This window comes from Chthonomonas calidirosea T49 (assembly GCF_000427095.1).
In the GTDB taxonomy this organism is placed as follows: Bacteria; Armatimonadota; Chthonomonadetes; order Chthonomonadales; family Chthonomonadaceae; genus Chthonomonas; species Chthonomonas calidirosea.
This window is the reverse complement of record NC_021487.1, coordinates 1,424,067-1,449,967: the sequence shown is the minus strand read 5'-3', so window position 1 is coordinate 1,449,967 and position 25,901 is coordinate 1,424,067. Positions and strand designations below refer to the sequence as shown.

Here is a 25,901-nt window from a genome sequence, read left to right as displayed (position 1 = left end):
CTTCTTAGATGTATATTTACCGCGCTTAAAATAGCCCCAACTCAAGATGTTGCCAAAAAGATGTAACTTCGCGTATAATGAATCGTCTCTCTCTAACAGAGAGAGCTGCTTGGTAGATAGAGAGTAACAAAAGATTATGCTGAGTCTAAACCTTATGAACTGTGAAAGGAGTTTAATGCGATGAAGCAAGAATTTAAATGGAAAGGATTTACCTTAATTGAGCTGCTTGTAGTTATTGCTATTATAGCAATACTTGCAGCAATTCTGTTCCCGGTCTTTGCTCAAGCCCGCGAAAAGGCAAGGACCATCAGTTGTGCCAGCAATATGAAGCAGATAGAGCTCGCGCGTCAGATGTATGTACAGGACTACGATGAGACCTATCCTGCTAACCGTATCTTCACGCCAAATGGCCAGCATGTTACTTGGCGCGCGGTAGTGATGCCCTACATCAAAAACGAACAGCTGTGGATATGTCCTTCTGCCCCTTGGTCCTATAACGAGTTCTCTTGGATGAAGGCAGGCAATGGCGATGACGGATGTCTTCAAGATGGCAATATGACTCGCCAGGATTGGCAAAACAACAACTGGCATTCGTTGGCCAACTATGCAGATAATGGCAATCTGTTTGATCCAGGTGGTCCCTCTCTGGCTTCTGTTCAATACCCAGCAACGACCATAGATGTCCTTGAAACGCGCGACTTCTGGCCCGATCTTGGCACATGGACGATCGGGTGGAACTATAACGCTAACGGAGGAAGCCTTCCGTTCTGGCACAACACCGCAGGCAACTGGGCCTTTGCCGACGGACATGTTAAATGGATGAAGTTGGCGGCGACAATAGCACCGACCTTTATGTGGAACCCCGATAACGACCCGAACGAGTGGTCCAACTGGGGTGGCGATCCCTGCAATCAGGGTTCGACCGGACAAGGTGCTGCTTTCGTTGCCTGCTTGCTCAAAGAGATTCCTCCGGCCTATCGGTAAAGTAACAAGAGTGAGGTATAAGCAACATGCAACGTGAAGTCCATCCCGCAGTGATTGCGGTGGTTGTGGCGGTGGTAGTCATCATTCTGGCCGTAATAGGCTATAAGGTGTTTGGGCCTACCAAACAGAACGTCTCGCCGGCCGAGTTCATGAAGATGAAAGAGCACATGGTGCCACCGCCCAAATAAATCTAAAAATCTTCGCCTTTTACTAGACGCCAAGCAGCTCTTTGCGAAGGGTTACCCCGTTTTACAGGGTAACCCTTCTCCTTAATAACCCAAAGATACACCGCCGCTAATCAACCATCACCTCAACGTATACTGGCCTATTGCGTAGAGATAACACAAAAACCTCAAATATTATAAAAATTAGCGTACAGATATAACTTCATATACACAATTAAAATCCCGCTCTGTCTATAGACAGAGCGGGATAAATAATAGAGTGTTGCCTATAGGCCAACTAGGGTACGTTGCAGTTCGGATCGACTACGGGGCGCTCTCGGCAGTCTTTCCAGTTGGAGGGGCGTGCGTAGCTTACGATGGCGTTCTGTGGCATAAACTTCGCATGACCGTCGGCATACAGGATATTGGGACCCCCGTGCGGCTGAACCCAAGGGTTGTAGTTAAGCCACCGTAGACGCGACATGCCATCGTTATGGTTGGCTTCGGGGCCGCCGTTATCCCAATCGTTATAAATGCCGCTAGCGAACCCCTCTACGACCATCGATATCTGAGCAACACCAGCAGGTGCCGCTGTCAAGGCTGCGATTTTGCTGAAACCATAGTTGGCATTTTGAAGGTATTCGCTGAACATGTAGCTCAAACCTTTACTGCCGTACCAACGATTCGCTGTATTTTGGCTTGGGCACTGCAGAAGCTGTACATTCTTGATGTAGGGTTGAATGGGAGTATAAAACACCGAATCCCAGCCTGCGCCCGGCGAGCCTGGCCAAGCTTTCCAAGGCCAGCATGTAGGGCAGGAACCGAATGGCGTGCTCGGCAGCGTCTCATCATAGTCTTGCGCATACATCAGGAAAGCCAAACCGATTTGCTTTTCGTTGCTCAAGCAACTGTTTGTGCGAGCCGATTCGCGTGCGCGAGCGAACACGGGAAACAGAATAGCTGCGAGAATCGCTATAATCGCGATAACAACAAGCAGCTCAATGAGGGTGAAACCTTTTCTCACTCCTTTGCTCCTTCATAATCGATTAGTAGAGATTAAATTTGCGTACTTGAAGCTTCTGCTTCAGTGAAGAATATTATACAGCGCTTAAATCGGTTTGTCAAGAAAATTTTTAATCTTGTATCTGTAAGCCAAAAAACTATTAGAAATATGAGGTTGGTGCTGCGAGAGGATGACCTGGTCTTAAAGGGAATCGCGCTTTTGAGGAAAAAAGCAGAAACCACCATGATGAGTTAGAAGTGCGGCTCGTTGCGTTGCGAAGCTGGAGGTGATATAATAACCAAGACAGGCGATATTGACATGCTTGTTCGTAGCGAAAGGTGCAGTTGGGGGGACAGATGACACAAACTACGGAAGAGCGAATAGAGAAAGGGTTGAGCCCTGAGCTCGCTGGTAAATATGAGCACTTGAGGCGTATTCTTCGTGATATGCGGCAGGTCGTGGTGGGCTACTCAGGGGGGGTGGATAGCACTTTGGTGTTGAAGGTGGCCTACGATGAGTTGGGGCATGGTGCGCTGGCAGTTGTTGGGAACTCAGAGGCCTTCCCAGAAGGTGAGGTGGAGGAGGCCGTAAAGATAGCGCAACAGATTGGAGTGGAAGTTGTTCTTATTACGACCCATGAACTGTCCAACCCCCATTTCGCTGTGAACAATCCCAACCGGTGCTACCACTGTAAAACGGAGCTATATACCGAGCTCCGCAAAGTGGCCGATGCCAGAGGCATTCATTGGATAGCCGACGGCAGTCATGCGGAGGATGGGCGCCCCGGCGACCATCGGCCAGGAATGATTGCGGCCGAAGAGCGCGGGGTGCGCAGCCCGTTACGAGAGGCGGGCTTTACGAAGTCCGATATCCGCGCGCTCGCACGCCACCTGGGGCTCCCGAACTGGGACAAACCTTCCTTTGCCTGCCTCTCCTCACGTTTCCCCTACGGCACGCGCATCACGCCGGAGCTTTTGGCACGGGTAGATGGATGTGAAAAGTTTCTGCGATCCTTGGGGTTTCGACAGTTTCGAGTGCGTCACCACGATACGATCGCCCGCATTGAGGTAGAGCCACATGAGATGATGCGCGTGTTGGAGCATCGTGAAGCGATTCTCGCTCGCTTTCGCGAGCTAGGCTATACCTATGTGACCCTCGATATCGAAGGCTATCGGCAGGGAAAGATGAACGACACATTGAACCCCTCCCTGATCGGCCGTGAAACCATTACGGTGCGTTCACGTAGTTAAAGGAGCTTACATACAAAGGAGGAGATACGTCCTCTCGCCTTTCGGAGGATGTAGAAATAGTATGCAAAAGAGTTTTCAAAAGTGGTTGATCGGTGGCCTTGCAGCCTCTGGCCTAGTGCTTTGCATTTCCTCTAGGGCGCAGACAGCAACACAGATTCTCAACAGAGTCATCCAACGTTATACGGCTTTGCACTCCTACGAGGCTAGTTATCTCATGACAGAGCAGGTTGGCCAAATGGGACAATTGCAATTGAAAATGACCCTGAAGTCTATTCCAAAAGAGCGTAAGGTGTATGTGGTGACTGAGCCGACCGGTTCCGGTACCGGCCAGCTCGCAATGGGAGCTGCATTTGCACAAACGGAAAGCGTGTCGGACGGAAAAGATGTCTATATATACTACAAGGCGTTGAATAGCTATATGAAAAGATCGTTGCAGGACACCACTACGCAGTTCGGAGGGCTCGGCCAGTTTGCAGGTGGCATAGTAGACATCAATCAGCTAAAAAAGCTCGGCGCCAAGCTGAAACTGCTGCCATCGAGCTCTTTTGCGGGCCATCCCACTTACGTCATTCTTATGACCCTGCATGCTCCACAGCCCGGCGTGCCTCCGGTATCTACCAAAATCTACATAGATAAGGCCACCTATAAGGTTCTGGGGTCCGTTAGCCTCGTCCAAGCACAAGGATTAGCTGTGACAACAACAATGAAGCTGTTAAGCGAAAAGCTGAATCCCGATTTGCCCGAAAGCATTTTTCACTTCACACCGCCTCCAGGCGCTAAAGAGGTGCAAGGGATGCCCGGAATGACAACCGTAGGGCCGCCGCAGATAGGGGCACCTCCCCAAAATACGAAACCATAATGAAAGTGCGAACAGGAGTCTATGGAACCCGAAAGACTGCTTCAACTTTTAGAGCAGGTGCGAGCAGGGAGCGTTAGCCCGAAGGAGGCTTTAGAGCAGCTGCGCTTCCTGCCTTTTGAAGATGTGGGTTTTGCTCGCATTGATCACCATCGAGCACTAAGAAACGGTTTCCCTGAGGTGGTCTATTGCCCGAACAAGACGGTGCCCCAGATCATTGCCATCATGGAACGCGTGGCCGCGCATGCCTCTAAAGTATTGGCGACTCGTGCTACACCGGAAGTGGCCGCCGAAGTACGTGCCGCGCTGCCCTCTGCCGTCTATCATGAGCAAGCCAGAATGTTGGTTCTCCCTGGAGCCATAGAGGTACCACCTCCCGCCACGGTTGGCACGGTGCTTGTCGTCTCGGCCGGCACGGCAGACCTGCCTGTCGCCGAGGAGGCCGCGGTGACGGTGTCCGAAATGGGCAGTCCGGTAGAGCGTCTCTATGATGTGGGGGTCGCTGGACTTCATCGGCTGCTGGCCAATCAACGCCAACTGTATGCGGCCAATGTGGTGATTGTGGTGGCCGGCATGGAAGGAGCGCTCGCTTCGGTCGTAGGGGGGTTGGTGGCACGTCCTGTTATCGCCGTGCCCACGAGTGTGGGATATGGAGCCGGTTTTGGTGGTCTCTCTGCCCTACTCACCATGCTCAACTCCTGTGCTAGCGGGGTTGGTGTGGTGAATATTGATAACGGATTCGGTGCCGGCTTTCTGGCGCATCTTATCAACCTGCGAGGTTTGGAGCGCCAAGGCGTGTGAGCATAGGGGTTTTGGGACGTCTTGCATGGGCGCTGGCAACCGCGGGTGTGGGCGCCTTTTGGATACGTCGTGCAAGGCGTCTAGGTCTCAAAACCTCGTTCTCACTCTCCTTTGTGAAAGCGCTGGGTTTTGTTTGCCTGGCGCTTTCGCTATTTTGGGGGGTGGTCTGGCTTACGATCGCCTGCTTCCGCATAACCTATCCGTTCGAGTTAGAATGGATAGGAGGCGCTATGCGCGACCATGTGGAGCGCTTCCTGCATCATCAACCCTTTTATGTTCCCCCAGGCGGTGGCTGGTTTCCCTATGAATATCCACCTCTCTACCCGTGGGTTTGCGCACAGCTGCTTAAATGGTTCCCGCTGCCAGCCTTTGCAGTCATGCGCGGTGTCTCCATTTTCAGCACGATAGGATGTGCTGTTCTCATCGCGTTGTGGACGAAGCAGCTTACTGCGGGTTCCACCCAAAGCGCCCTCTGGTCCACCCTTGCTGCCGGTTTGTTTCTAGCCGCCTATCGAGTAACCGGGGCATGGTATGACCTCGAACGTCTCGATATGCTCTTTTTGTTCCTTTCTCTACTGGGCATCTATGCGCTTGACAAAGGACGAATTGGAACCTTGACAGCCTCATTCGCTTTTACGTTGGCCTTTTTTACCAAGCAGCAGGCCCTGCTTTTTATCGTAGCGGCAGTTTTGGCGCTTTGGCACCTGCGAGATTGGCGATCTCTATGTCTTCTTCTGGGGCTAACAGGTGGAGGCTGCGTCGTCGCCGTTCTCCTTCTAAATCGTGCCACAAACGGCTGGTTTTGGTTTTACTGTTTTCGAGTGCCGCTTTCCAATGGTATTCATGCCGTCTTAGCGCTGTTGTTTCTTTACAACGACCTCCCGCTATATGCACCACTTATCATCCTGATCGCCCTTTTAGGGTGGCAAACAGTGCATCAAATGCCTCTCAGAGAGAAAACCCTTCTTTTTGCCATGACTGCAGCAGGAGTGTTGGGCAGTTGGCTGAGTCGGGCGCATTGGGGAGGCGATCAAAACGTGTTGATGACTGCCTACCTTTTTATCGGAATTATGGCCTGCACCTGTGCGGCCTATGCATCGGAAGCTCATTCTTATCTGCAGCCAGGTCTTTTGGGTTTGACCCTTGCACAGTTTGTTGCCATAGCCTATAATCCACTTGCTCAGATTCCGCATCGGCAGAATCGAGAGGCTGGACAACGTTATCTCAAAGAGGTTCAAACTTTGGAAAGAGGGGGAGAGGTTCTATGCCTTGACCATGGTGGTTTCACGGTTCCCCCTCATTTTCAGATTATGGGGTTGCTTGATGTGCTGAACACCCTCCATCAGATGCCGCTAGGACTCGCGCGGGCCTTGGAAGCCAAGCGTTATAGCGCCATTCTTACGGAGGGGCTGCCTGGCACAAAGGATGTGTTCGGCCAGATGCTTTATACTTTCTATCGCCCTGTACAACGTTGGAACGAAACGACGCCGTGGGTGGTGACAGGTTTTCTTACTCCGGCTCCTCAACGTCCTGTCTACATTTGGCGCCCTCGTTGAATATACCTGCTGCAGGGGTCGCAGGGCAGAGGTAGTTTCTAGTGGCTTGCATGATTCTGCACCAGGCCTTCGTAGAGGCAGTGAATGATCTGCTTCTCACCAAACCCACCAGGGAGCGCCACATAACGCCCCCCTGCATCCTCGATCCATTTCCTTCCTTGTTCCGACATGCTATGGCTTACATGCTTCACCACCAGCATGAAAATGTCGGATGCACGGATTTCGGCTTCGTACTTGGCCGGGTTGGTGGTCTTTTCGCAGGTTAGCCACTTCGCCTCCGCCAGTTTCAATCGCTCCTTAAGATCGGCGCAAACTTTATGATATTTGCGAGAGCCCCCAATGATCAACAGCTTTTTCCCTTCCGTGTGCGGAAGGAGGGCAGAGCACCAGTCAGCGATCTCCGCATTTTCGGGTGTGTTTTGTTCTACGGTTTCTGATAGGAGGGCAGCCTGTGTCTCCTCCTGAATTTTTCGCTCTTGATCTTGTGCATAACGCAAAAAATCTTGGTATTTTGCCTGCCCTTGAAGTAGTGGAATGCACCGGATGAGCGGACGGCTGATCTCTTTTTTGGAGGGAGGTAAGCCAGCCGCACGGCAAGCATCCAGCAGACCCAGCAGTTGGCGCTGATCCTCCTTAAAGGTCTCCGGTCTTATTTGATCCTCTGGGTAGTTTTCGATAAAGCTGTGTAGTTTTTCAAGGACCTCCTGCTGGCGTTGTTCTCGCTCGCGGTCTTGCTGGGCGCGTTGCCAACGTTGCTTTTCCTGAGCTACCATGCTCTCAAGATCGCTGGCTCTCTTTTCCAGAGTTTTCAGAGTTGTGTCAGGAGAAAGAGATTGGAGAAAACCCTCTTTTTCCGCATGGGTCGTGATAGTTTTGTAGAGCTTTTCTTGTAGCTTATCGAAACCTCCGAATTGCGTGATGAAACGAAAGAGAAGTTGTTGGGCGGCGGCGATATAGTCGAGGAGTTTGTGGCGTTCTTCAGGATGAATCTCATAGCGATGCGCTTCCCACCAGTTTAACGCCCTTTGGGCTTGAGCCGTATAGCGGAAATATTGGGCAAGCTGAACCCACTCCTTTGTAGTGATAGCGTGTTCTGCAGGTTCGGTAGGTCTGTCCCAAACCTCGAAGGGAAGGCTTTGTTCTATATCCTTGGCGTACTCGCGGAAGAAGAGTATCTTGTTTTGAAGCTGCTCTAGCCTACTACGGCTTTGGTCGTCGTAGATAACATCGAGGGTATAGAGTGCGTTGATCTCGCACGCCAGTGCACGTATCTCAAATAGCGTGACGATACGCTCGCTCTCCGTTTCAGGCTGCTCGTTGAGGGCTTGCCACTGTGAAAACAGACGATCCACTTGGGTACGGAGGTCCTCTACAGGGATTTTGGGAGCCGGTATCGGCTGAGTTTCAAGCCAATCTCTCAGCTCATTGGGAGGGGTAGGCTGAGGCGTCGTACAGGAGCGAGGCGCTTCTGGGACCTCTTCCAACATTTGAAGTGGTGTTTCTATTGGCTTGGCTTCCGTTGAGGGAGTTTCGTTTTGTGCGATGGGGGAGACTTCTTGCGATTCTTCTATAGCGATGGGCTCGGCATTGGCGAGCGTGTAAGAGAGCTTTGAGGCGTCTAGCAAGCCGGTTTGGTCGGTGGAGGTTTGCTCATGGCCTTCTTTTGTGTCCGGTGTGAAGAGCGTCTCCATGTGCTGCTTGTGAGCCTCAAGAAGCGATCGGAAGTTTGCAAGCACAGACTGGAGCTCTTTGGTGATGTCCGCCGATTCTGGGAAAAGCGGTAGCTCTGTTTCCAGTCGCTCAATGGCGGTTTCGAAGAAGCGCAAGCGTGCAAGCGCCCACTGTTGCTGTTCATAGCGCCAGTGGAGGTTGGCGAGGTAGGCGTTGAGCGCTTCGGGCGAGTCATAGATAGACTTTTGCAGCTCGTTAAAAGAGCTATAGTCGGCCTCTTCCATAGGTTTCTTCTCCCTTGAGCATTTCTAAACATCTTATTTATATTTATATTTTTACTACTTTGGGGAGATGCAAAACCGGAAACGGACACTCTAAAGGCTGAGAAAGTTCATTAAAATCTGTTTGCCCACCTCGGTCAGAACCGATTCTGGGTGAAACTGCACGCCCTCGATGGGATAGCTTTTATGACGCACGCCCATCACCTCGCCCTCTGCGGTATGAGCGGTTATCTGCAGGCATTCAGGCATCGTTTCGCGCCGAATCACGAGGGAATGATAGCGGGTGGCCTCAAAGGGGTTAGGGAGATCGGTGAAGACGCCCTTACCATCATGATAGATCTTAGAGGTTTTGCCATGCATCACTCGATAGTTACGTAGGATCTCTCCGCCAAAAGCCGCTCCGATGGCTTGATGACCTAAGCAGACCCCAAAAATAGGAAATTCGCCGGCAAAACGCTGGATGAGCGGTACGCTGATTCCCGCCTCTTTTGGGGTACACGGCCCGGGTGAAATAACGAGTCTTTCTGGTCGAAGACGAGCGATCTCTTCGAGAGAGATCTGATCGTTGCGATAAACGGCTACATCGGCTCCCAACTCTCCAAGGTACTGCACGAGGTTATAGGTGAAACTGTCGTAGTTGTCAATAACAAGAATCATCTCTGAATGAACGCCCTTGCTATGATGGAGTTTGCCTTCCTTCTCTCGATACGCAGACTTCAGCTAAGAAGTTTACCTAAGCAAGCGGCTTTTTAACTTAGGCTCTGTGTTTACTACAGCAAGGTAAGAAGTTGGTAGGGTCACTTCCCTAGAGGAAACTTATTCGAACCTAGCTGCTTTTTGATGTCTTGCATTGAAACTCCGTATTGGGCATAAAGATGCGGCGCGCGAGCGTTTCCCGATGAGGATTGTGGATACAAAGCGCCCGCACGCCTAACAGCTCAACAAGAGCAATCGCGTCTATCTTTCGTCGCGGATTCGCCTTGCCGTCACGGCAGATTCGCAAAGCACGATCGTAACGACGGCATCGCCAGCAGGGGCGGAAAGAAGGATCGTCTCTCATGAGGAGATAACCTCCGTCATCCCTTGCCAAAGCTTCTCTGCCAGCGTGGTCCTGTTGAGAAAGACGGTGAGCAGTTTGGCCTCCTCTTTGTCGAAGCGGTCAGGCTCGGAAGAGTAGACCTCCACAACACCCACAACCTGTTTATCCACCTTTACGGGCACCCCGAGATAGGATGCCATATGATCGCGTTGGAGCCAAGCGTAGTTTTGAGCGCGGTCATCTTCTAAAAGCAAGGGCACAATAAGCGACTGGCCTCTTTTAGCGACCCACCCAGCCAGTCCCTGTCCCAAGCGCATCTCTTCTTCGGGATGCACACCTGTGCGAAAGTGGGAGGCCGCTAGCAGCGAGAGCCTATCCGCACTGAGGCGATAGATGGTGCAGCGATCGGCTCGCAACATCTCCACACAGAGGTCTGCGAGGCGTAGCGGCAAATCTTGTTGTTCGAGAAGGGTTCCCACCGCATGGGAGACGCGTTTGAAGTAACGGCGCATCTCATGCGACTTAGCCCGTGCTTCCTGGTAAAGGGTTGCATTCAAAATGGCGGCTGCCGATTGGTTGGCAATAGTATAGAGACGTTCCATTTCGGCTACGGTAAACAGACGCCGTTTGCTGCTCATGGCCTCGATAACGCCAACGGTCTGGTCTTGGGCGTGCATCGGAACGCACAGCACCGAGGCGATACCAAGGTGGTGAATGGGTGCAAGACGGTTGCGGGGATCGGCGGCCACGTCAACGACAGCTTGCGGTGTCTGCCACTCGAAAACCCATCCGGCGATGCCCTCGCCTGGGCGGAGACGAAGATTTTCTAAGGGAGTGGGGTTGGGATGGCGTATGAGACGTGGGATCAGAAGTTCTTTGTTTTTATCGTAGAGACGGATGATGAGACGATCAACCTCCAGCAAGTTACAGACGCAATCGGCCACGTAGTCCAGAATCTCTTCGATTTCGAGGGTTGAGTTGATCTGCTGTGAGAATTCGTAAAGCGCTGAGGCCTCGGTGGCTTGGCGCAAGGCCTCTTCGTAAAGCTCGGCATTTTCTATGGCGATGCCGGCATGAAGGCCAAGTGCGGTTAGCAGGCGCAGGTCGTCGGGGTTATAGGCATGTCTTTGAAGGCTTGTGAGCATCATAAGTCCGTGTACCTCCTCGCCGTTGCGGATGGGAACGATGAGGGCGGAGAGGGCGCGGGGCGGGTCGGAGATATCCTCGAAATCGGGCTGCTCTTCCACATCGGCGATCAGGAAAGAGCGTGCCTGATGAAGCACCTGGGCGACAAGGTTGTTGTCTACGGAAAGCTGGCGTTCGCTCTCTTCTTGGCTTAGGTTGCGCTCTGCTGCGATGATGAGATGGGTATGTTCGTCATTCAGTAAAAAGAGGGCGGCCGCGTGATGTTCCATATGCCTGCAAGCGATATCGAGCACCTTGTCTACGACTTCTTGGAGGTTAAGGCTGCTGGAGATGCTGCGAATGGCATCGTAAAACACGTTCAGTTCGCGGGAGTGCTCTCTGGCCAAGTAGTTGGTGTCGGCGACGCTTTGTGCAAGGGATACGATCCCGGCAAGCGTCTCCAGGATATCTATATCCTCTTCATCAAGGGCAGGGCGGGCTAGGAGCGTGTCGTTTTCTTGGCGATTAAGGGCGGCAAGCACCCCCACAATGCGGTTGTTATAATAGACGGGCACAAGGGCGGCGGTTCGTGCGTTAAAAAGAGAGGTAGGAGAAAAAGTGGCAGGAAGCGGATGGCCCTCCTCTTCAAAGAGGTCGCCTACCTGAACGACCTGATGCGGATCAAAGAGCACCGGACGTCCTTCATGAAGCACCCGTTCGGCTAGGGAATCGGTGACTCGCACCCGAAGCCCCGTTATCTGATCGGCGTACTCTCCGGCGGCTGCCACATAATCGAGCAGTGTATTATCTTCGGCGAGGAAGCAGAGAGCGGCGCCGGCCGCATCGGTTAGCCGGCAGGCCTCTTCTACTACAGCTTGATAGACGGTGTCTTTGGGCAAGGAGGCGGCGAGCATGGCGTGGAGGCGGCGGATCGCTGCACGCTGCGAGGCGGCTCGACTCATGATTTCTACCCACTCCTCACTTTCTAAAGGAGCCTCACATCAAAGTAGTACTCATTGTTGCACAAAAAATAGCTTATGTCAACATAACAATGATGTCTCGTCTGTAATAGCCACGGCTATTGGCTGGCTAACGAGGCCCGAGGAGAAAAAGTAGTTAAGATCAAACTCTGTAGGAGAATACCGTCGTGAATGTCTCTAAAATCCGTCATAGAGAGCCAAAGAACGCCCAGCGTGCAGAGCCAACAGAGGCCACATTAGCAGAGCTGTTACAACGTCTGCAGCATCATGAAAAGCGTGCACGGAGACATATGCGCCTTATGGTGAGCCTTAGCGTGCTTTCCGCTATCCTTATGTTTTTGGTAGAGATGGTTTGGGTTGTCCTAGCGTTACAGGGAGGCATCGAGACCCTGCCACTGTGGGCGGTGCACAGCTCTTGGCTTCTCTTCTTGGCCATGCTTGCGGGCGTCGTGATTGTTTACACTAAGGACATGCACGCGGGCCGAAAACTCCTTCAAAATATCAGTACCTATCGGGATGTGCGCGTGGTAGGCCCGCTGTTGTCTTTGTGGAGCATTTCTAGCCCTCGAACACGAGGGGCGATAGAAGAGGCTCTCATCGAACTGTTACCGCAGATGAAGGCCGCGGACGCCGCCCTTTTAAACGAGGAGCAGCGGGCACAGCTCTATGCCATTCTAACAGATACCAACCGGCGGCGCGTTCCTCTTCAACTAGCCATTTTGGAGGTCTTGGGGCGTATAGGCGATGCCCATGCCGTTCCGATTGTAGAGCGCCTTTCCGAAGCGCCACTACGACGGTGGAAGGTCTTAAGAGAGGCCGCTCAACGCTGTTTGCCGCAGCTGCGTGAGAGGGTGCTTCAGCTGCAGCAAAGCAGTACCCTCCTACGTCCCTCAGCGAATCGGACGAAGGAGAAAGATGTGCTGCTGCGAACGGCCGATTCTGCCCCATTGCAGACCCCTGCCGGACAGCTTGTGCGCCCCACAGATGCAAAGGAGACAACGAATGAAAATTCCTTTGAACTTTAGCGCTTTCGCCACGTCATTCACTTTAGCATCTCAGTGTGATCTCAGCGCTCTACTTCAGTTCGTTTCGCGACGGTGCCTATTGGAACCTGTTTTATGAGCCAATTTCAGACACGCTATGTTTGCCAGAACTGCGGTTACGAGTCGCTAAAATGGCTTGGGCGATGCCCGGAATGCGAGACATGGGACTCGTTTGTGGAGGAGGTCGTCTTACGTCCTTCTCATAAGGCGCGTAGTGGAGCGAAGTCGAGCCAAGCGATCTCTAGCGCCGCGGAGGCCGGAGCGCCGCTGCCGATCACTCAGGTAGAAATGGCCTCGCAGCCACGGCTCCTGAGCGGCATTGGGGAGTTCGATAGGGTTTTAGGCGGCGGTGTTGTGCCCGGCAGCATTGTGCTTGTTGGAGGGGATCCGGGCATCGGCAAGTCAACGCTATTGACCCAGGTGGCCTACCGTGTTGCTACGGGGCAGGAAGCCGGCTCGGTGCTCTATATTTCTGGAGAAGAGAGCGCACAGCAGATACGTCTACGCAGCGCGCGCTTGGGGGCGGAGACCGAACGTTTCTTCGTGAGCGTCGAAACGGATATTGAGCGAATTGAGGGGCATCTGGACAAACTACGTCCTATTCTTGCGATCGTAGATAGCATACAGACCACCCAGGATGGTGCTCTCGATTCTATTCCCGGCTCTGTTAGCCAGGTGCGCGCATGCGCCTCGAGGCTGGCGCGCTTTTCAAAAGCCACCGGTATTCCAATTATTCTTATTGGGCATGTAACCAAAGAGGGCAACCTGGCCGGGCCACGCGTGCTGGAACATATCGTGGATACCGTCCTCTATTTTGAGGGCGATCGCCAGAATGCCTATCGGTTACTACGAGCGGTGAAAAACCGCTTCGGCTCTACCGATGAGCTCGGCATTTTCGAGATGCGTGAGCAAGGATTGGTGAGCGTGGATAATCCCTCTGCTGCCCTGCTTGCAGAGCGCACAAAAGACGGTATTGGCTCGGTTATCACGGCAACCTTAGAAGGAACGCGAGCGCTGTTGGTGGAGGTGCAGGGACTTGCCGCGCGCTCATTTTTGGCGAGCCCGCGCCGGGTTATCAACGGCCTAGACCCAAACCGTGTGAACATGATCCTGGCCGTGCTCGAGAAGCGGCTAGGCCTGAAGTTAGCAGAGCAGGACGTGTTTGTTAACGTGGCAGGAGGCGTACACGTTGTGGAGACGGCGGCCGATCTCGCCGTCGCAATGGCGGTTATTTCGAGCTTTCGCGAGCAGCCTGTGGAGCCTACTACGATTTTCATCGGCGAGGTAGGGCTGAACGGAGAGATACGAGCGGTTTCGCAGAGCGAGAAACGTTTGCGGGAGGCTGCACGCCAAGGGTTTCAAAAGGCGCTCATCGCCAAACACAACTTAGCCGAACTAAAAGGGCGAGTGCCTCTAGAAGTCATCGGCATTTCGAGCATTGTGGAGGCTCTACCAGTCGGCTTGCTGAAAACGGCGGTGTGAGGATTTCGAGAAGAGAAGCGGTGAGGCGTGTTTCACTGTATGTATTTTCTAGTGAAAATTCGGCATAAACTAAGGATAACTCCGGCATGGCGTTGCCAGTCAATTTTAGTGGTTTCAGAAATCTATTGACTAAGAGGATGGGGAGGATGTTCGAGAAGGAAATTGGCGCTGTCGAATCCATTATCCCTCAGGATCGAGCGCCACGATGGATCTATGCACGTTTCCGAGAGCTGAAGCCGCCCATTATCGTTATCGGAATGCACCGCTCCGGCACAAGCCTCGTAAGCGCTATCTTGGCGCTAATGGGAGTTTACATGGGTCGGATCGGCAACTCCCAAGAAGAAGATAAACTCATTGTCTGTCATACTCATCATAACTCTTTGATTATCTATGCAAGTCAAAGAAGTACGGCTTTCGCTCCCACACCTACGACAGTGCGGGATGGTTATGCGGAGGACGAAAGTTTTCGGCTGGTAAATCAGCGAATATTTACCCGCGCCGGAGCCGATTGGGATTACGTAGATCCCCTATTGGCAGTGCGAGATGAACCCCAGTTCACGAGAAGTGCCGTGCGTACTCTGCAAGGAGCAACATTTGGCACTTTGCGCAGCCAGTATCTGAGCGGGATGCCAAAGAACTATCAAGGGGCTTGGGGATGGAAAGATCCACGAAATACGTTTACCCTTCGCTATTGGCTGCAACTGTTCCCCGATGCAAAGGTGCTGCACGTCCGTCGTAGTCCGGACGCGGTGGTGAGAAGTCTCATGCGGCGTGCTGAGAGTTGGGCAGCCCAAACTCCACCCTTTAAACTGCCTCTACACCGAAGGGTATTGGGAGCCATCTCACATCCGAGACTCGCCTTTGAACGTTTCGCGCTAAGAAAGATGTCCCATCAAAAACCACATCCTAAAACAGAGGAAGACTGGCGTCACCTATACGATTTGTACGTGAGCGAGGGTGAGAAGTATCGTGCCATGGGTGATCAGTATTCGGAGGTAAGTTACGAAGCTCTCTTGGAAAATCCGCAGGAGATCATCACGGCCATCGCGAATTTTATCGAAGTCGAAATCAATGAGGTCATCCTAAAACAGGCGAGGGAGTTTATCCTTCCCGCTGAGACGAAGCGATGGTAAAATCGAGCACTCCACCAAATGTTATCATCTTCTTTACCGATCAACAGCGTTGGGACACAACCGGAGTTCATGGAAACCCGCTCGACCTCACGCCGAATTTCGACCGAATGGCGCAGCGTGGTACCCATCTTTACTATGCCTTCACATGCCAACCTGTTTGCGGGCCGGCGCGCGCCGCTTTGCAAACGGGTTGTTATGCCACCCGAGTAGGGTGCTTCCGTAATGGCATCCCTTTGCCGCCCGATGCGGTTACCATAGCTCGATGCTTTCGGGAAGCCGGCTACAGTACGGCCTACATCGGGAAGTGGCATCTTGCTTCACGCGATCCGGTTCCTGAAACCGAACGAGGGGGCTACGACTATTGGCTCGCCTCCAATGTGCTGGAGTTCTCTTCCGATCCCTATCGTACGGTAGTTTACGATAATGAAGGAAAGGCGGTATTGCTGCCTGGGTATCGGGTCAACGCGCTAACCGATGCAGCCATTCGCTACATCGCCTCCCATCAAGAGCAGCCTTTCTTCCTTTTTCTCTCCTTTCTTGAACCTCATCATCAGAATCGCCTTGATAGCTATCCAGCTCCGGAAGGCTATGCCGAGCGTTATGTGGGGCGATGGATGCCGCCTGACCTCGCCGCGCTGGGAGGCTCTGTACACCAACATCTTGCCGGCTACTATGGGATGGTGAAGCGATTAGACGAGGCCTTCGGACTTCTGCTCGATGCCCTTCGCAGCCTCCAGTTGCTCGATCGAACCATCGTGCTCTATACATCCGACCACGGCTGTCATTTCAAGACGCGCAACACCGAATATAAGCGATCTTGCCACGAAGGCTCCATCCGTGTGCCGGCGGCTTTACAGGGGCCGGGCTTTGACGGCGGAGGACAGATCCGCCAATTAGTAAGTTTGGTAGATATACCTCCCACCTTGCTGGAGGCGGCCGGATTGCCAATACCAGAAACCATGCAGGGGCGATCTTTTCTTCGCCTTACGCGTGGGGAGAGAGAGGGATGGCCTGAGGAGGTCTTTCTGCAAATCAGCGAATGGCACGTTGGACGTGCTGTACGAACGCGCCGGTGGAAGTATGGGGTGTTCGCCCCTCATAAAAACCCCTGGCAGGACTCGAGCTCGGATACCTATTGGGAGGCCTATCTCTACGATCTTGAAGTAGACCCCTATGAGCTGGCCAATCGTATTGAGTGTGCCTCTCATGCGCGCGTCGCAGAGGTAATGCGCGAGCGCCTCCTGAGGTGTATTCAAGAGGTAGAGGGCGAGAAACCGACCATTATCCCCGCGAAAAGGGTGCCTTCGGGCCAGCTCTCTATTTCTGAAGAAGAGGCGTGGCAATAGTCACAAACTTGGGGTAAAGTACGTAGCAGAGATCGGGCACAGTCGGAGCGATGTTAACGTATCTACGTTTTCTGCCCTGTACCTCTGCATCATGGGACTTTATCTATGCAAGCCTATCGCCCGGTACTGCTACGAAGACAACGTCGCATTGCCCAACAGGTGGGTACGGTTTGCTGTGCCCTTCTGATCGGTGTTTTGTTGCCATCGCTCTTACTACACTGCGCCCGCTGGGCGGTGTTGACAGGGGGAATGGCCTTCATTAAAGGGAGCCTCTTTGGGCTTTGTCTGGCAGCGATCACGCGAACTCGTCGCCCTACTTTTATCTATCTCTGGTTGCTCGTGGCGCTGCTCATCAGCATCTCTTTTTGGAACGATTGGCCGTTAACCCTGCCCGTGCCCTCGTTAACGACAGCTCGTCCTTGGAGCCGATTGCTGTTAGCCGCCTATGCGATCCTCATTCGCTATGGGCTTTTTTTCGTAGGTCTGCCCACACCGTTCGCCCTTTATGGACAACACGGACCGGACATGGAGCCTACAACACAGACAAAGGAGTAAGAAAATGCCGTTGTCATCGGAAAATTCGAAACGTGCCTGGCTTCGAATGTTACTGCTGTTGGGCGTCGCTTTTGTCCTTGGGGGCTTTGTGTTGCCCAACATTCACATCACATGGCGCGAGTCGGAAAGTCAAGCCTCGATGGGGGGCTTGGACGTCTCTCTCGGAAAGCCTCAAACTAGCTTATCGCCGCTGGAGGTCTATGCCCGTGCAGCTCAAGCGGTCTATCGCTCCGTGGTCTATATTGATGCCTCAGAGACCGTGCGGGTTGAACCCGATATCTTCGACGAGATGATGGGCGTTGAACCGCAGGTAGAGCAGAGCCATTGGGAGGGTTCTGGGGTGATTATTACCCCAGATGGCTACATTCTGACCAACGAACATGTTGTGGGACGTAGCGACAGCGGGCGTACAATTACAGTCACTCTGGCCGATGGAAGGCGATTCAAGGGACATTTGGTGGGAGCGGACTACACCACCGATGTCGCGTTAGTAAAAATCGATGGGCATAACTTGCCGGCTGCCAAATTGGGGACGGTAAGGGGTTTGGTGCCAGGACAGATATGTGTGGCCATTGGCAATCCACTTGGCTTACGATTTACCGTTACCAACGGTGTGATTAGCGCTCTCGATCGCCCTATTGCAACCGACGATGGGCGCATCTATTCTCACCTCATTCAGCACAGTGCTGCCATCAACCCCGGCAATTCGGGAGGGCCTCTGGTGGATATCGAGGGGCGTGTGATCGGCATTAACACGTTAGTTCGTCAGCATGCTGAGGGCATCGGCTTTGCCATCCCCATTGATACCGCTCTGCAAGTCGCGGAGGAGCTAAAAGCCTATGGGAGGGTTCCGCGACCTTGGCTTGGAGTGGTGGTACAAACCAACACGCCTTCTCTGGCAACACGCTTTGGACTGCCGCCGGTGAAAGGAGTCGTCGTAACCGGCGTGTACCGTGATGGGCCGGCAGCCCAGGCGGGCATCGAGCCTGGCGATGTGATTACCCGCGTCAACGGGCGACCAATAACCGATAGCGACCAGTTCCGTGCGGTGACGCAGGGCTTGAAAGTGGGGAGCACGGTGACCCTGGAGGTGCATCGAGGTGATCAGTACGCCCAGGTTCAGGTTCAGGTAGCCCAACAACCCTAGACCCTTTAAAGAGCGAAGCAAGGTTGCCATAATTTTAAATGGGGAGAACCCGGAAAATTGTGAAGGGAGCGAGCATAAAAAATAGAAAAGTACACACGATCGTTATAGCGTGATCTAGGGGTACTATAAGACCGTAGCTGTTCGAACAATGGGGCAAGTGCCGCCAGCTAGGGTTCGAAAGGCATCACAGTAAGCACGGTTCCCTCACATCGGTCATCGTCTGAAAGCAGCTGTTTGGGGAACGGCTGTGGTTTCAGGAAGGAGTAAGGAGTCATTCGTTATGGAGACAGGGTTACAGCGATGGAAGCAGTCGCTTTCGCTTACCAACGATCCAACGACGGCCACGCCAGAGCAGCGTGAAGAGCTCTATTGGCTGCAGCGTTGTGCGGAAGGGGATGAGCGTGCTGTGCGCTGGGTACTACAAAAGTATCGTGATCGCGTGGTACGCTTAGCGACTCAAGTTCTACGCAGTTCGCGTGAGGCGGAGGACATAGCGCAGGAAGCGTTTGTAAAAGCGTTTCGTCAGATCGGGCAGTTTCGCGGTGAGGTCAGCTTTTATGCATGGCTCTATCGTATCGTTGTGAACCTCTGTTTAGATAGAATGCGGCGCAAGAGCTCTCGACTTGAGACCTCGCTTGATACGGAGGCTCTTTCAACGCTCGTAGCACCGAGCGTAGATACTGATCAGCGGCTAGCTATCGAACAAATTATCAACTCGCTATCGCCGCCTATTCGCGCTGCACTCATTTTGCGAGAGGTAGAAGGGCTAGAGTATGCAGAAATAGCCGCAGTTTTGGATATTCCGGTAGGAACGGTGCGCTCACGTTTAAGTGCCGCACGAGAGCAGTTTCGCCAAAAGTGGCTCTCTTTGCAGGAGGAGATTAAGAATGTCTGATCCGTGCCGGCGATGGCGCCGACTGCTTTCTTTGGAGATGGATGGGGCTTTGCCGTTTGAGAAGCGTCAAGAGCTGTTTGTTCATCTTAAGACATGCGCCTCTTGTCGCAACGCCTACGAAGCCTATCACCAGCTGCAGACGTATCTACAACAAGAGAGTGAATGCCGTGCTTCCCCCGCGTTCGATGAGCGCGTTCTGCAGGCCATAGCGCAGCCGCAACCTCTTACCTGGTGGGAAAAGAGAAAGGCAGTAATCGTCTTTTTGGCTCAGGCTGCGGCTGGTGCAGTGGCCGCCGTGGCGATTACCTGGATTTTGCTGCTGTCTTCGCTGCATGCAACACGGCAGCCTCTGGGCGTGCCTGGAGAGATACAGCTTATGCAGAACCGGCGTTTTGTTCCGGGCACATTGGCATTGCCGTTAGACACCTCTTCTCCACGAGCAGCCCTCATGTGGCACTCGACTTCGACGCCCGAGGTTCGATCGTCTACCTCTCAGTAGCCACGATGCCAGCGACGCATTCAGAATCGTGGGAGCCTCGTTGTTCTAGCCCGCCTTTCACCAATCCGAAACGGTGGGGATCGGTGAAGGGCTGGTATTGCGGCATTCTTATTGGGGTTTTGGGTGGGCTTGTAGTCTTGCCTTTTACACGGAACATACTCGCTGCCCAATGGGAGACGTCCTTAACCTCTGGATATAGCAGCCTGGTTGCCCCCATGCACTTGTCGGCGAGCGACGATGCCCGTTTGGAATGGGTGGCAAATGCAGAGCCATCGGATGTGCTGGTGCAGATGGGGTTCATTGCTGCCAGCCTAGATCACCCTTTTTCCCCCACTAACTTCCCTGGAAACACTCTTGCTCGGCTTGTAGGGCTTATACAGAAGCATCCAAACGTGGCAGGGCTGTATGCCCTTTTGGTGCGCGTAGCCCTGCAGCAAGAGAGTAGCGAAGGGATTACTGCCGACGTTTCTCTAGATCCTGTACCTGCCTCTAGACCCAATACGCTTTTTTCCATAGCACCACAAAGAGCTGCAATCCTTGATATCGCTTTGAGGAGGGGTGAACAGCTAGAGCCGAAAAACGCCTTTTGGCCTGCTATGCGCGCTTGGCTTTATTTTTCCAATCGTGAAGAGCAACGGGGGGAGAAGGCTTTAGAGCGTATCGCCTCTACCTCGCGGTGGGATTCGCATCTTTATGAGCAGGTATTAGGTGAGTGGCGACTCTATGCACAGGTTTTCGGCGATCAGGGGGCTTTGCAAAAAATTGAGCCGCTTACATTGCTCTCTTTTCCGCATTTGCAGGCTTTGCGGGCTATGGCCTTTTATGTGCACGATAGGGCGGAGCAAGATATAGCGGAAGGACACCTTCCGCAGGCATTTCGCCTGCATCTTGGGTTAGCGCACTTGGGCACGATATTGCGCGATACGGCCCCGTGGGCTTACGAGGCCCTTTTAGGAACCGATTTGGTGCTCATTGCGAGCACAGGAGATGGGACACCCTTGCAAGGGGAGGGAATGGTCAACTCGTTGGCTACATGGGAGCCCTATGGTCGGCGCTATCTAACCCTGTTACGTCGTAGTGGGGAGGAGACACAGGCACTTTGGCTAGAGCATGAGATCGTCAAAAGTTTAAAACTGCGTCGAACACTAGGGCTGGCACGTGCCGCAACCCCTTATGATGGTGTGCCACCTGGGGTTCCTCTTAAGGCTCTCTTTTCAGATTGGATGTTGGGGGTGCTGACGCTGCAACAGATGTTGGGACTTTTAGGTAGCTTTTGTATTCTCGGATGCGCTGTGCTGCTGATAAAGCGGTTTCCGCAGACCCAACTTCTTGTCTTTCTCGCACTGGCAGTACTTTTTATAGGTTTGCTTTATCTATTCTCCCTTCTACCCTCGATGGGGTGTGCATTAGGGGTTCTTATCAGTGGGGTCCTGTTATGGCTGGTGGGCTTGTCTTGGCTCTCTAATCGCCTTTTTGATCAAGAGGAGCAGAGAAGGGAGCTTTCCTGGAAAACAGGGGTGCTTTGTGTTGTTTTAGCCACGGGAGTAACGGCGGCCTTATGGGGTGGGCTGCAGGCGCAGATAGGGCAGATGCACCCTTTGGCGCGCGTGTTGTCTGGATTAGATAGTGTTGGGCCTCATGAAGATCAGGCACAGATGCTGGTGCGCTGGTTTTTCGGGTTGTCGTTTGCGCTGGTGGTCTGTTTGGTAGGGGGAACGGGAAGTTTGTTGTTGAAGCACAGGCCTTTAGAGGGGGCCTTTCAAGTGGTTCGCAGTCTGCTATGGCCGGCGCTGGCCTTTATGGCGGTGGTCTACCTCTGCCTGCTGCAGGTCACCATCAGACAAGATGCCCGCACTGCAGCCGCTATCCAAGAAGCTGCAATTAATGATAGAGAGTGGGTATTAACGCATACATTGTCTGAATAGGGAAATTTTGCGGGAATATTGCGATTTTGCGAGTGAGAGTGCTATAATCTGCACTTGGTTTTTCAATGGCGGTACGCCACGTGAGGAGAGCATGGAACGTACTTTTATTATGGTGAAACCGGACGGTGTCGAGCGTCGGCTTGTGGGTGAGATCGTTCGACGGTTCGAGCAGAAGGGCTTGCGATTGGTGGGAATGAAGCTGCTGTGGCCCGATCGCGAGCTTGCCGAGAATCACTACGCGGTTCATCGTGAAAGACCGTTTTTCCAAGACCTTGTGAATTTCATCACCGGAGGGCCGGTCGTTGCGATGGTATGGGAGGGGCCTAATGCAGTCCGCCTTACTCGCGCCCTTATTGGGGCGACAAATCCGCTCGATGCCGCCCCCGGAACCATACGGGGCGACTTTGCTACAGAGATCACGACAAATCTCGTACACGGTTCCGATTCGGTGGAGACGGCGGAGAAGGAGATAGCGCTCTGGTTTCGACCGGAGGAGCTGTTGCGCTAGGCACCTCGAAGATCTTACCGTCGGAGTAAAAAGTTTTCTCATATTCGGACAAAATGCGGTATAATCTGAGAAGTTAGGGTAGAAGGAACCTTCCCTACTTCTAAGAGATCGTGTGCTTCCACAAGAAGTTGAAATAGGCTAGATAGAGAGGAACCATCATGGCAAAAACCGTTGCCGAACGCTCCACAGGGGGCGAGCTAACACGCGATGAGCTTATTGACCTCTATCGTCTTATGCTCCGTATCCGACGGATGGAGGAGTCGGTTTATCAGAAGTTCCACGAGGGTAAAATCGGTGGCTATCTCCATCGCTACGATGGTCAAGAGGCTCTTGTTGCCGGTGTCATTCCTCAGCTGCGTCTTCCCGGCGATTATGTGCTCTGCACCTATCGCGATCATGCCCATGCGTTGGCCTGCGGCACTGAGATGCGCGCCATTATGGCGGAACTTTTGGGGCGCGCCACCGGCTGTGCTGGTGGCAAAGGAGGCTCGATGCATCTTATCAATCCGGACCGTGGCTTCCTTGGCGGCGACGGAATCGTTGGAGGGCCGGTGCCGATCTCTTTAGGGGTTGGATACGCATTAAAATATAGGGGTGGCGACAACATCTGCGTCTGCTATTTCGGCGATGGAGCCATGAACCAAGGGGGAGTGCACGAGGCTTTGAACATGGTAGGTCTCTACAAACTCCCCATTCTTTATGTGTTGGAGAACAACCAGTACGCTATGGGAACCTCAGTGCAGCGCTCCACCGGGCAGCCCGACTTTGTGCTGAAGGCGAAGGCGCACGGCATTGAAGGGGAGCGTGTGGATGGCATGAATGTGTTGACCATGCATGAAGCGGCCCGTCGAGCTATAGAGCGCATTCGGAAAACTGGGGAGGCCTACTTTTTGCAGGCAGACTGCTATCGTTTTGTGGGACATGGCATTGGAGACGACAACACGAAGGGCTGGATGTTCTACCGAACCGAGGAAGAGGTTAAAAAGTGGCGTGAGCGCGACCCGATCTTGCAGCTTCAGAAATATCTTCAAGCGCACGGCCTTATCTCTCCAGAAGAGCTCGATCAGATCGAACAAGAGGCTCGTGCCGAAGTTGCCGATGCCATTGCTTTTGCTGAGAACAGCCCCGAACCTCCTCTCGATAGCCTCTACGATCATGTCTATGTGTAGATGCCAACACCAAAAGGGAGGAGTTCTGCGTTAGACCATGGCACGCATGCGCTATAATCAGGCCCTGCGACTTGCCCTTGCGGAGGAGATGGAGCGCGACCCCAATGTGTTTATCTGCGGGGAGGACGTGGGGCAATACCAGGGAACCTATCGTGTAACCGAAGGGCTGTTTCAGCAGTTCGGCCCTCGCCGTGTGCTCGACACGCCTATCAGCGAAATCGGCATTGCTGGCCTTGCTACCGGAGCGGCAATGGTGGGGCTGCGGCCGGTGGCCGAGTTTATGACCTGGTCTTTCGCTTTGGAAGCGATGGATCAGCTAGTGAATCATGCGGCAAAGATCTGCTACATGTCGAGTGGTCGAATTCACTGCCCCGTCGTCTTTCGTGGGCCGGCAGGAGTGGGAACACAGCTTTCTGCTCAACATTCGCAAAGCCTTGAAGCGTGGTATGCCCATACGCCAGGCTTCAAAGTGGTAGTGCCTTCTACCCCCGCCGATGCAAAAGGCCTCTTGAAAGCCGCCATTCGGGACGATAACCCAGTGATTTTTATGGAGCACGCTAGCCTTTATGGGCTTGCTGGCGAGGTTCCGGAAGACCCCGATTTCACCATTCCTCTCGGGGTGGCTTCGATTGTGCGCGAAGGCTCTGATGTAACCCTGATCTCTTACCTGCGATGCCTCCACCTCTGTCTGAAAGCGGCGGAGATGTTAGAGAAAGAGAACATCTCTTGTGAGGTCATTGATCTCCGTACACTTGTGCCGCTGGACATGGATACCTTGCTGCGTTCCATTAAAAAGACTCATCATGCCGTGGTGGTCCACGATGAGTGGCGCAATGTATCCATTAGTGCGGAGATCGCCGCTCGGCTTTACGAGCAGGGCTACGACGAGTTGGATGCGCCTATCGAACGCGTAGCTGGGGCCGACGTGCCCATGCCTTACGCGCGCAATTTGGAACGAGCTGCCATTCCCAATGAGAACGAAATTGCAGCTGCGGTAAGGCGTACTCTCGCCTAGGTGTTTAGATATTTTTATTTCAGAAGGGTCGAAAAGAGGCTGCGCATTCAAAGGCATGGCCTCCTTTCTATCTGTTGAGGTGAACTCATGGCAGAAGTTCGCATGCCTAAAATGGGCGATGGCATGGAAGAGGGGACAATTATCGCCTGGCTGAAGAAAGAGGGCGAAACGGTTGCCAAAGGTGAGGCGATCGCCGAGATCGAAACGGATAAAGCAAGAGTCCCTCTCGAGTCGTATGAGGAGGGGGTTTTGACGAAGATCCTCGTGCAGCCCGGTGAGACCGTCCCTATTGGAACGGTCGTTGCTATTGTTGGTGAGCCGACCGCACAGAAGATCGATTCGCCGCGTTCGAACGGTACAGCGACCTCCTCTTCCACCGAGGAATCCAAAAATCTGCTTTCATCTGCCCAGGCACCCGCTAACGCCTCTACCCCATTCTCTCAATCGGCGGTAACGACAGGCGCTAAGCCGGAGGAGCGCGTGCGTGCCTCAGGCCTGGCGCGCTCCATCGCGAAGCAGTACGGGATAGACTTACATCAGATAAAAGGTACGGGACCACACGGGCGCATCGTTGAGCGCGACGTGCGCGCCTTTCTGCAAAGCCAAACAACGCCAACGACTTCGGCGCCTGCTCCCGTTGTGGAGCGAGCCCCAGAACCCTCACCCACGATGGTTCCTGGGCAAGAGGTGCAGCCCTCGCGCATGCGCCGGGCTATTGCCGAGCGCACCCGCAAGAGCAAGCAGAATATCCCCCATTTCTATGTTACTATGGTCATCGAGATGGATCGGGCGCGTGCGCTGCTGCAAGAGCTTAACGCCGATGCAAGCGAGGGAAATAAGATCACAGTGAATGATCTCATCATCAAGGCCTGCGCTATTGCCCTCTCTCGTGTGCCCGAGGTCAACGCTTCATGGACGGATAATAACACCATTGTGCGACACGAGGCCATCCACATCGGGATCGCCGTGGGCATCGAGGAGGGGCTGATCGTGCCGGTGGTGCGCGATTGTCAAGCCAAAACGTTAAGGCAGATATCTGCTGAAGCCAAGCAGCTGATCGCCAAAGCCCGCAGTGGCCAGCTGAAGCCAGAGGAGTATAGTGGCAGCACTTTCAGTATCTCCAACCTTGGTATGATGGGTGTGGATGAATTTACGGCCATCATTAACCCGCCAGACGCCGCGATATTGGCGGTAGGTGGTATTTTCCGTGAGCCGGTTGTCGTGGGCGATACCGATGAGATCGCCATACGTGCTCGCATGAAGGTAACCCTCTCCGCCGACCACCGGATACTCGATGGGGTGGTGGCCGCCCGATTTTTGCAGGAGCTTAAGCGAGTTTTAGAGGCGCCGCTGTCGTTGCTCTCCTAAGGATTCGCCAGGTGAAAAGCGCATTCGTAGAGAGTGGGAACCTCTTTGCAAGTAAAATCCGGTAAAATGCACAGGCAAAGCCGCTGCGGCGTTGTGTAAAGGGACA

24 protein-coding genes are annotated in these 25,901 nt (G+C 53.4%); 19 read left to right on the top strand and 5 right to left on the bottom strand.

Going from position 1 to position 25,901, the window contains the following annotated elements:
- Positions 1–180 precede the first annotated feature (180 nt).
- On the top strand, positions 181–984 hold the full coding sequence (locus tag CCALI_RS14980) for a DUF1559 family PulG-like putative transporter (RefSeq protein WP_016482587.1): 804 nt from the start codon (positions 181–183) through the stop codon (positions 982–984).
- A gap of 26 nt (positions 985–1,010) precedes the next feature.
- Positions 1,011–1,172 carry a hypothetical protein gene (locus CCALI_RS15980; RefSeq protein ID WP_016482586.1) on the top strand — a complete coding sequence of 54 codons (162 nt, stop codon included), beginning with the start codon at positions 1,011–1,013 and terminating at the stop codon, positions 1,170–1,172.
- A 274-nt stretch (positions 1,173–1,446) separates the two neighbouring features.
- On the opposite strand, the gene CCALI_RS14975 is transcribed toward CCALI_RS15980, so the two are convergent.
- A complete protein-coding gene (locus tag CCALI_RS14975; protein WP_016482585.1) occupies positions 1,447–2,172 on the bottom strand; it encodes a DUF1559 family PulG-like putative transporter in 726 nt (241 codons plus the stop codon).
- A 335-nt stretch (positions 2,173–2,507) separates the two neighbouring features.
- Between CCALI_RS14975 and larE the strand changes: the two genes are divergently transcribed.
- From larE to CCALI_RS06010, 4 genes are all read left to right on the top strand, one after another.
- Entirely contained in the window at positions 2,508–3,401 is an 894-nt protein-coding gene (gene larE, locus CCALI_RS06025) for an ATP-dependent sacrificial sulfur transferase LarE (RefSeq protein WP_016482584.1), read from the top strand.
- Between the two features lie 61 nt (positions 3,402–3,462).
- A complete protein-coding gene (locus CCALI_RS06020) occupies positions 3,463–4,260 on the top strand; it encodes a LolA family protein (protein ID WP_016482583.1) in 798 nt (265 codons plus the stop codon).
- Positions 4,261–4,281: 21 nt separating this feature from the next.
- Entirely contained in the window at positions 4,282–5,058 is a 777-nt protein-coding gene (larB, locus tag CCALI_RS06015) for a nickel pincer cofactor biosynthesis protein LarB (RefSeq protein ID WP_016482582.1), read from the top strand.
- Positions 5,055–6,614 carry an ArnT family glycosyltransferase gene (locus tag CCALI_RS06010; protein WP_016482581.1) on the top strand — a complete coding sequence of 520 codons (1,560 nt, stop codon included), beginning with the start codon at positions 5,055–5,057 and terminating at the stop codon, positions 6,612–6,614. Before larB ends, CCALI_RS06010 begins: the two co-directional genes overlap by 4 nt.
- 38 nt (positions 6,615–6,652) lie before the next feature.
- Here CCALI_RS06010 and CCALI_RS06005 read toward each other — a convergent pair whose 3' ends face one another.
- The 4 genes from CCALI_RS06005 to CCALI_RS05990 all read right to left on the bottom strand — a co-directional run bounded on the left by CCALI_RS06005 (position 6,653) and on the right by CCALI_RS05990 (position 11,692).
- Positions 6,653–8,569 carry a hypothetical protein gene (locus CCALI_RS06005; RefSeq protein WP_016482580.1) on the bottom strand — a complete coding sequence of 639 codons (1,917 nt, stop codon included), beginning with the start codon at positions 8,567–8,569 and terminating at the stop codon, positions 6,653–6,655.
- Between the two features lie 90 nt (positions 8,570–8,659).
- On the bottom strand, positions 8,660–9,223 hold the full coding sequence (locus CCALI_RS06000; RefSeq protein ID WP_016482579.1) for an anthranilate synthase component II: 564 nt from the start codon (positions 9,221–9,223) through the stop codon (positions 8,660–8,662).
- Between the two features lie 169 nt (positions 9,224–9,392).
- Entirely contained in the window at positions 9,393–9,626 is a 234-nt protein-coding gene (locus CCALI_RS05995) for a hypothetical protein (protein ID WP_016482578.1), read from the bottom strand.
- Positions 9,623–11,692, bottom strand: a complete 2,070-nt coding sequence (locus CCALI_RS05990) for a GAF domain-containing protein (RefSeq protein WP_016482577.1) — start codon at positions 11,690–11,692, stop codon at positions 9,623–9,625. The genes CCALI_RS05995 and CCALI_RS05990 overlap by 4 nt, the downstream gene beginning before the upstream one ends.
- Positions 11,693–11,877: 185 nt before the next feature.
- Between CCALI_RS05990 and CCALI_RS05985 the strand changes: the two genes are divergently transcribed.
- The 13 genes from CCALI_RS05985 (at position 11,878) to CCALI_RS05925 (ending at position 25,795) form a co-directional block, all read left to right on the top strand.
- A complete protein-coding gene (locus tag CCALI_RS05985) occupies positions 11,878–12,735 on the top strand; it encodes a hypothetical protein (protein WP_016482576.1) in 858 nt (285 codons plus the stop codon).
- Positions 12,736–12,828: 93 nt separating this feature from the next.
- On the top strand, positions 12,829–14,235 hold the full coding sequence (gene radA, locus CCALI_RS05980) for a DNA repair protein RadA (protein ID WP_016482575.1): 1,407 nt from the start codon (positions 12,829–12,831) through the stop codon (positions 14,233–14,235).
- Positions 14,236–14,381: 146 nt separating this feature from the next.
- Complete coding sequence (locus CCALI_RS05975) at positions 14,382–15,368, top strand: sulfotransferase (RefSeq protein WP_016482574.1); 987 nt, start codon at positions 14,382–14,384, stop codon at positions 15,366–15,368.
- Positions 15,362–16,714, top strand: a complete 1,353-nt coding sequence (locus CCALI_RS05970; protein ID WP_016482573.1) for a sulfatase family protein — start codon at positions 15,362–15,364, stop codon at positions 16,712–16,714. Before CCALI_RS05975 ends, CCALI_RS05970 begins: the two co-directional genes overlap by 7 nt.
- Before the next feature lie 105 nt (positions 16,715–16,819).
- A complete protein-coding gene (locus CCALI_RS05965; protein ID WP_016482572.1) occupies positions 16,820–17,269 on the top strand; it encodes a hypothetical protein in 450 nt (149 codons plus the stop codon).
- 4 nt (positions 17,270–17,273) lie between these two features.
- Complete coding sequence (locus tag CCALI_RS05960) at positions 17,274–18,416, top strand: S1C family serine protease (RefSeq protein ID WP_016482571.1); 1,143 nt, start codon at positions 17,274–17,276, stop codon at positions 18,414–18,416.
- A 280-nt stretch (positions 18,417–18,696) separates the two neighbouring features.
- A complete protein-coding gene (locus CCALI_RS05955; protein ID WP_016482570.1) occupies positions 18,697–19,311 on the top strand; it encodes an RNA polymerase sigma factor in 615 nt (204 codons plus the stop codon).
- Entirely contained in the window at positions 19,304–19,810 is a 507-nt protein-coding gene (locus CCALI_RS05950; RefSeq protein ID WP_016482569.1) for an anti-sigma factor family protein, read from the top strand. Before CCALI_RS05955 ends, CCALI_RS05950 begins: the two co-directional genes overlap by 8 nt.
- Positions 19,762–21,735: a hypothetical protein gene (locus tag CCALI_RS05945; RefSeq protein ID WP_016482568.1), complete on the top strand. Its 1,974-nt coding sequence runs from the start codon at positions 19,762–19,764 to the stop codon at positions 21,733–21,735. Before CCALI_RS05950 ends, CCALI_RS05945 begins: the two co-directional genes overlap by 49 nt.
- 91 nt (positions 21,736–21,826) lie before the next feature.
- Positions 21,827–22,243, top strand: coding sequence for a nucleoside-diphosphate kinase (gene ndk, locus CCALI_RS05940; protein ID WP_016482567.1), 417 nt, complete (start codon positions 21,827–21,829; stop codon positions 22,241–22,243).
- Positions 22,244–22,401: 158 nt separating this feature from the next.
- Positions 22,402–23,412 carry a pyruvate dehydrogenase (acetyl-transferring) E1 component subunit alpha gene (gene pdhA / locus CCALI_RS05935; RefSeq protein ID WP_016482566.1) on the top strand — a complete coding sequence of 337 codons (1,011 nt, stop codon included), beginning with the start codon at positions 22,402–22,404 and terminating at the stop codon, positions 23,410–23,412.
- 37 nt (positions 23,413–23,449) lie between these two features.
- The gene (locus CCALI_RS05930) at positions 23,450–24,427 is read left to right on the top strand and encodes a pyruvate dehydrogenase complex E1 component subunit beta (protein WP_016482565.1); all 978 of its coding nucleotides are present in this window, start codon (positions 23,450–23,452) and stop codon (positions 24,425–24,427) included.
- An 87-nt stretch (positions 24,428–24,514) separates the two neighbouring features.
- Entirely contained in the window at positions 24,515–25,795 is a 1,281-nt protein-coding gene (locus tag CCALI_RS05925; protein WP_016482564.1) for a dihydrolipoamide acetyltransferase family protein, read from the top strand.
- Positions 25,796–25,901 lie beyond the last annotated feature (106 nt).